Source organism: Bacteroidota bacterium, from assembly GCA_016195025.1.
In the GTDB taxonomy this organism is placed as follows: Bacteria; Bacteroidota; Bacteroidia; order Palsa-948; family Palsa-948; genus Palsa-948.
On record JACQAL010000048.1, the window covers coordinates 50,497 to 57,625 of the forward strand.

The following is a 7,129-nucleotide window of genomic DNA, read 5'->3' on the forward strand; positions in this document are numbered from 1 at the left end:
ACAAAGATAATTTTTATTCAATGATTAACTTTCGGAAAACAGTTTCACTTCCGCTGGTAAATTTCAGCAAGTAAATTCCGCTGTGCGCTTCGCCTAAGTTCAATATTCCATGTTCAAGGTTTGAAGTTTGAATTAACCGCCCTGTTACATCAAACACTTCTGCTTTTTCAACTTTAAACTTCAAACCTGAAACCTGAAACCTGCCGTCAGGCGATGGATTCGGATAAATTTCAATTGCACCGGAATTATTCTGTTCATTCACTCCCGTAGTAGAAACACAATTCCATGTTGCTTGCCATCCTGCATTGTTTACAAACGGGTCTGATTTAAAATGAACGGACATCACCCCGCTGTTTGCCGTTACAGTTCCTGGCGAAACCGTTCCCGTATAAATTCCAATCAGCGCGGGCGATTGCGTGATTTGACCGTCATAAATCCATAGCGAATCAAAATTTGTTTCCAAATCAAAACTTGTGAACGACATAGTAACCGATGAAGCGTTTGCCGGCTGAATGATATCCGTCCAATCTTCGTTTCCGCCATAAGGATTGGAAGGCCCGCCCGTATCATCAAAAGTTCCCGAACAATTTATCTCCATGTAATTGCAGGTGGGAGTAGTGAAAGGACCTCCCTGCGTGTGAGAAGTTCCATCCCAGATTCTCCAGTAGTATGTTGTGTTCGGCATGAAGGCAAGATAATCGCTGGGGTTCGTGTTCAGCGCAAAACCTCCGGGGCATCCGATGGAAGTTAAATTCGGAATTGCTTTGTTCCAGTAATAAGAAAAGTTCGGGTCGTCTGAAACATCCACAAACCATCCGCTTCCGGAATTTTGCCAGGTAAGATTCACGCCTAAGGTCGGGCAGCCCAGCGCGTTCACAGCAAGATTGGTTGGAGTAACAGTGGAAGCATTGCTCGTCCATGATGCATTCCATCCGCTTGCGTTTGTGGCGCAATCGGAACGAAACTCAATGCACATTTTCCCGCTGCTGGCAACGAGCGTTCCGGGATTTGTTGTGCCCGTGAATTTTCCAATCAGCGGAGCCCACACATCGGTTCCGTCATACACATATAAATAATCCCACGTGTTCTCTGTATCAAAACTGCTGAAGGTGAGCGTTACGGAAGTTGCGCTTGACGGAGCAATCACCCAAACCAAGCGTTCATCATCCGAATAATTTCCGCCTGCTCCGCCCGAATCATAAAAAGTTCCTGATGCCGCAGTGAGATTTGTGGGCGCGGGCATCGGGTTAATGAGTTTGAAATAATAATCCCAGTCCCAGTTGGGTCCCGGGTCGGTATGCGTTTGGTTGGGATAATGCTGATGCCCTTTTATTTTTGTGCACGAGCCGGGAATTCCCGATTGATTATAATACGTAGTGGAAAGCCAGGGCCAGAAACCTGTGCGGATGTTCGGAATTCCATAGCCGCTGCCGCAAATATCTTTTACAAGATTGGCAGAAGAAGTATACATAGCCGTAGTGTACCAACCGGTTTGCGAGGCGTAGCCCTCGTGCTCAATGCCGATGGTGTATGGGTTTTCACTTCCCACATGCCATGCTTTGTTCGCTTCCAGAACCATTTGCGTGCACTGCCCGTCAGAACTTCGCATCACATAATGCGCAGAGACCTGCGAAGAAGAATTCTGAAACCAGGAAATGGCGCCCGCGTAACTTCCTTCGGTATCGTGAATGGTAACTGCGCTGATTTGCGTTCCGCTGCGCGAACTATAATTGGGAGAACTCACCCACAATGCAGGAGGATAATCGGCAGATTGCACTACGGGAAGAAAACTTCCTTTGAAAGTATTCCCGTTCTTGTCATAAATTTTACCGGCAGAAGCAATAACAAAGGAAGAACTCAGCACGTTGAAATTTTCTTCTCCGAAAATTTTCACCCTATCAATAGCGTAAGTCGGAAAATTATATTTCGCAGCGCAGTCCGCATTATTCAGGAAAGAAAAAACCGAATAGAGATGCGTGCACAAGGCATAATTGCTTAAAAGATTTCCGTTATCGGGAAGTTCGCTCAGGAAAACAAGAACGGGAACTTGATTTTCAATTTTAGAATCAGCCAGAAGATTTTTTTGCGCCTGCTCGTAGGCATCGGCATACGCGATAATATTTTTTTCAGGAGAAGAGATTAGTTCGGCTGCGCTGAAATGCGAAAGGTTGGAAACCACCGTTAAGTTATTCTGGAAATAATTTTTTCCATCCTGCACCAAGCCCATCACGCCATAATACTCCGGCAAACCCATGCAACTCTCCGGAGAACCTGCATTATGCGTGATGTGATGAAAGCGCGAATTGGTAAACGCCACCGCTTCTAAAATTCCTTTGGGAATGGACGGATGCAGTTGATATGCTTTGTCAAAAAAGTTTTTGTAATTGTTTTCCGGCAATGCATCTTTGAGTGGAGAGGTTTGCCCGGCTTTTGCTGCGCTCAGGAGGGTAAAAATTATTTTTTGAGTGCTTGTTGGAAATCCGGTAAGAGGAAGATAAGAAGGCAGTTATTACTGTATTACCACCTTCTCCGTATAAACCTTACTCTCGCTCTGCACTCTCATAAAATATATTCCTTTGGGCTGATTTGAAATATCAATTGCTGATTGTGGATTGGAAATTGCCGATTTGTATATCTCCTGCCCCAGGTCATTGTAAATGGTAACGCCTGTGGTGAGCAAAGCCGAACCATCTTTTGCGCCTTGCGTCTGCGCTGCATCTTGCGGCAGTTGCAATGTGAATAATCCGGTTGACGGATTTGGTGTAATAGTAATAGTAATTGCAGATTGCAAACTTGTAATTTTGGTTTTAGAATTCTGAACCATTGAAGAAGAAACAAGAGGATGATGAAAATATTTTCCTTCATCTGCATAATAAATATAAGAGGTTGGATGATTAAATGGTTTCGGTTGTTTTGTTGTGTCAGTTATAATACGTGAATAATCTGAAGATGTTGTTGCACAATTAAAAGGTTTAACGTATGCTCCAAATTCTGCTCCTTCACTCACACTAAAACCATCTTTAAGTTCTATTTCTTTTCCTGCACGGTAGGTAATATCAGCGGAGAATGAAGTAGAAACTAACCTGTTATTTGCTATGATATTTTCAAAAGCATCTATTTCAATAGGATTAAAATTCTTAATCCCTACAAATCCATAAGGAAAATCAACACTTATATTTCTGTCCATTTGATTGTAATATTCAAGAGGTACAGAAGATGAAGGATAATTAGAAGGAAAAAAATCGGGATAAGTACTAAAAGGATATAAATAATTTTGATTATAGAGTGAATATAGATTAAAAAGAAACATATAGTCCAATCCCGGATATTCACCTGTGTTTCCGCCTATACCATTTCCACCTACCGATGGGTCTGCATCAAGTGGATTTCTTAATTCATTTGTAGATGACCAATACACATTTCCGAAGTTTCCATTTCCATAATTGTACGGACCTGTACATGGCGCTGCATTCAACATACACTCATATCTCTGATTAGAAACTGCATTTCCCTCACTCTTTAAAAGACTTAATATAATAGCAGTATGCTGATAAAAAAAAGGTAAACCAGGCAGGGAAGAGGAAGAGCACGGCACGTCACACCGAGGTTCTGTCATATTAAACATAGCATCAGATGTATTAATCCATGAATCTCCAATGGCTGCAATCTGTAAACTTTTATATGTTGGGTCATCTGCAACACCTATGTCAAGGATCTCAAGTGCTCCAGGTATTAAGAGCCACACAATAGAATTACCTGAAGCAGGGATATATGTTGTTTTTCCAGTTATAGCATTTGCTGCTACAGCAACTCCAGTAGATAAATGACTAAAATTACCACTACCTGTATTAGGGCTACAATCCGGAGCTTGACTACCATTGTTTCGCATACAATTACCATTAACAGGATTTATTATTATCCAATCACAAAGACCACTCCTCCAGCAATCATTCGCCCAGCTAACCATTCTATCTGTAATATTAATTGCTTCCTTTTGAATATCGGTATTTTTGTCACCAATATTATTTAACGGCAAATTATTGTATTTAACTCCAGGAGGAATATACTTAGCAACCAATGCACAGCCCATCAATATTTCTATCGCCTCATCTATGCTTTCGTCATCTGCAGGATCTGGGGCATTGCCTATAAAAGAAGAACCGACCAACAGAAGCAATCGAAGAAGATGTGATGCCTTGGTTGAAATGCACGTAATTGTTAGAGAGAAAATCAGAGGCAACATCCTCCCGAAGAAAAAAACCATTTAAATCGCCATCTGTCTGAGGAAAAGCATCACTTGAGACAGCACTATTTTGTGGATTTGCCGGGCAAGTTGGACATCGCCAATATGATTCAGCAGTTTCGTCTAAGCGGTTAAACGCTTTTAATGCATAGTAAAGTTCCTTTACTGTTTCCGAAGCATCCTGATTACTTTGTTTTAAAAGTGCGTATTCTGTTGCAAGCACTCCAAGGTACATACCCAATTGTTTTGTTGATTCAACAAATTGCTCTGAATTTGTAGAGGACTGTGGACTCGTAGCTCCAAGTGCTCTTACAGAAGCAGGCAAACTGCATCCCTGACAATCGTCAACAAGAATATAATCGTTCAAAAATCTATACCGATAATACCAGTATTTTCTGAGATTTTTAGCTGCGTCAATTTCAGATTGCGATTGTGCAAATGCTCCAAATTCTGACATAAATAACAGAATAAAAATTATTTTTTTCATGAAAGAAAATTTATACATTATCACCTATACGTTTAAAATTTATTTTATAATCAATACTTGAATAATTGGTTTCAATCCATAATGCCGTATGTGTTAACTTGCGTATCTTCCAATCAATTGAACCCGAAGACGGAAACGGAGCAGGACCAAAAATGGGAATACTATAAGAATATATTTTTATATCAATATCATTGTAAGGTTTATCAAAACTAAAATTTCCATAAATACTACATCCGCCTTGAAATGATGAGGTTCCTTTCTTGGCATTAAAATAAAACTTGTTACCAACAGCACTACTATTGAGACAAGGTTTTGCAAGAAAAGCAGCAGTAGAATCAATGCCGTTAACTTCCCAGTATTCGAGAGCCCACACAGCGGTAGTGAGACGTTCATAGGGGCTGCGGAAACTAATACAAGGTCCATCGGGATATTTTTTGCAGTCGGTAATGAAAGAAACAACCAACATAAAAAGTAATATATATTTTCTTTGTTTCACTTATTAATAATAAATACTCGCTGTTGTTATCATATTGCTTTTGTGCTGTGCTTTGTCATACATAAATATTATGTACCGTATTTCATGAAACGGAGAAAAAAAAGGCTTTTGCAGTATTTGAATTTTTCCTTCAAGTATTTGCGAAGGTTGTAAGATTACTTTTACAAGAGTAGGAAATCCGCCAATAGTAACGGAAGAGGTTATTGGCGAAGTCGGCATCAGAGGAATGCGGTAAAAAATTTTCAACGTGTCCATTTGAGTAGTAGATTGGTCTGCATCCCAAGTTAACCAACTGCCCAATGAATCTTTGTAATAATAGGTTGCAACTAAATTTCCATTTTTGAAAATACCGGCAGTATCACCTGCTGCCAAACCAATATCGCCATCTTTATCACAAAACTTAATATTTATAACAAGTGAATCATTGCCATATTTTTGATAACTATCATAAGCAATTTTCGGTTTTGTATCTGAAGAGCAGGAAAGACAAGTGGAGCAAGGTGTGGGTATAATTGGCGCTCTATCTTTTTTGCACGTGATAATAAAAACCAGCGTGCATATAATAAAAAGATATTTTATTTTCATTGGGTTCAATCGTTAGTTGAAAACTATGTCCCTTTAAGAAATGATTTAATATTATTTTTCTTGTTTCATTTTCTCAATTTCATTTTCCAATTTTTTATTTTGCTCTTTTAATGTATTCATCTGCTTTTTCATATCTACAAGATAGAGCATTATTTCTTCTATTGATTTTTGCTGCAAAGTTGCAGTGCTTCCTAAATCCAAACCATTATCTATAATTTCTTTTTCCGCAGGATAATCAGGTAAATGCTTATTCTTGGTATAATATTCTTCTACTTTATCCAAAGACATAGGAATATAATCATTCGAAAAAACTTTATCCTGCCAGTTACTAACAGTTACAAAAGTTGATTTGGAAACTATTTTTCCATCAACAGCAAGGAGAAAATCACTATGAGTTCCCGTAATTCCTTTAGTGTTTCCTATTATTACTGTACCGTTTACATGAAGATTGGCATACGGATTATTTGTTCCGATTCCAATATTTCCTGAGCTATAATAAATATCATTTTGATTTATTCCCTGCAACCATTGACTACTTGTGAAAGGCTTCCCATTTATAAAATACTGATGTCCGGCAGTTACATTAACATCGCCATTTACATCTAATTTCGCCTGCGGAGAAGATGTCCCTATTCCCACATTACCTCCCTGCTCGGTGAGCGTCATCACAGGGCTACCCGGTGTTCCAATCATAAATACGGATTGCGTGGGAACACTGTTGCTAAGTGCTCCGCCAAGTACAGGTTCCAAATCCCATGTGGAAACATAATCTTTTCCTGAAGTGGGATTCAGAAGATGATTCTCTAACCTTATGCCCTGGTGGCTTTGTGGGCAACTGGTGCAAAAAGTATGTGTGGTTGCAACATGCAGTTTTTTCTGCGGGTCATCTGTTCCTATTCCTACATTACCAGGATGGTTTGTCGTTGGAATATGCCCACTGGAAGTGATGCGCATCTGTTCATTGCCATCGGTTTTAAAAACCAAATCCTGCGCATCAGTTGTTCCGAGAAAATCGGTTGGAGGACTCGTGCCAGTATTTCCGGCAGTGCACCATGGTGCAACAGTGCAAATAGTTTGCGGCACAGGTCCCCCCGTTTTCAAATTTCCGTTTGCATCCACTACTGTAAATCTATCCCCGCTCCCAGCCAGATTATTTACGGTAAGATTATTTATGCTCCCTGTTGTTTTCACCGTAAGCGTGTTGGTCTGCACATCGGTTGCGGCAAGCACTCCGTTGCTGGCAAGGTTGCCGAGAATGGAAGTGTTTCCGTGCACCTCAACCACGGGTGGTCCGCCCGGAACAATGGGAAGCGGAGGA

At 40.3% G+C, this 7,129-nt stretch carries 6 protein-coding genes; all 6 read right to left on the reverse strand.

Annotated features, from left to right (window positions below; all coding sequences use genetic code 11):
• Nucleotides 1-13 precede the first annotated feature (13 nt).
• The gene (locus HY063_09965; protein MBI3502110.1) at nt 14-2,398 is read right to left on the reverse strand and encodes an N-acetylmuramoyl-L-alanine amidase; all 2,385 of its coding nucleotides are present in this window, start codon (nt 2,396-2,398) and stop codon (nt 14-16) included.
• A gap of 111 nt (nt 2,399-2,509) precedes the next feature.
• Nucleotides 2,510-4,177, reverse strand: a complete 1,668-nt coding sequence (locus HY063_09970; GenBank protein ID MBI3502111.1) for a T9SS type A sorting domain-containing protein — start codon at nt 4,175-4,177, stop codon at nt 2,510-2,512.
• On the reverse strand, nt 4,122-4,730 hold the full coding sequence (locus tag HY063_09975; protein ID MBI3502112.1) for a hypothetical protein: 609 nt from the start codon (nt 4,728-4,730) through the stop codon (nt 4,122-4,124). The genes HY063_09970 and HY063_09975 overlap by 56 nt, the downstream gene beginning before the upstream one ends.
• Before the next feature lie 10 nt (nt 4,731-4,740).
• Nucleotides 4,741-5,196 (reverse strand): hypothetical protein, encoded by a 456-nt coding sequence (locus tag HY063_09980; protein MBI3502113.1) that lies wholly within the window; start codon nt 5,194-5,196, stop codon nt 4,741-4,743.
• Nucleotides 5,197-5,229: 33 nt separating this feature from the next.
• Nucleotides 5,230-5,811 carry a hypothetical protein gene (locus tag HY063_09985; GenBank protein MBI3502114.1) on the reverse strand — a complete coding sequence of 194 codons (582 nt, stop codon included), beginning with the start codon at nt 5,809-5,811 and terminating at the stop codon, nt 5,230-5,232.
• A gap of 51 nt (nt 5,812-5,862) precedes the next feature.
• Nucleotides 5,863-7,129, reverse strand: a 1,267-nt coding sequence (locus tag HY063_09990) for a hypothetical protein (GenBank protein ID MBI3502115.1), incomplete at its 5' end; no start/stop codon positions are given.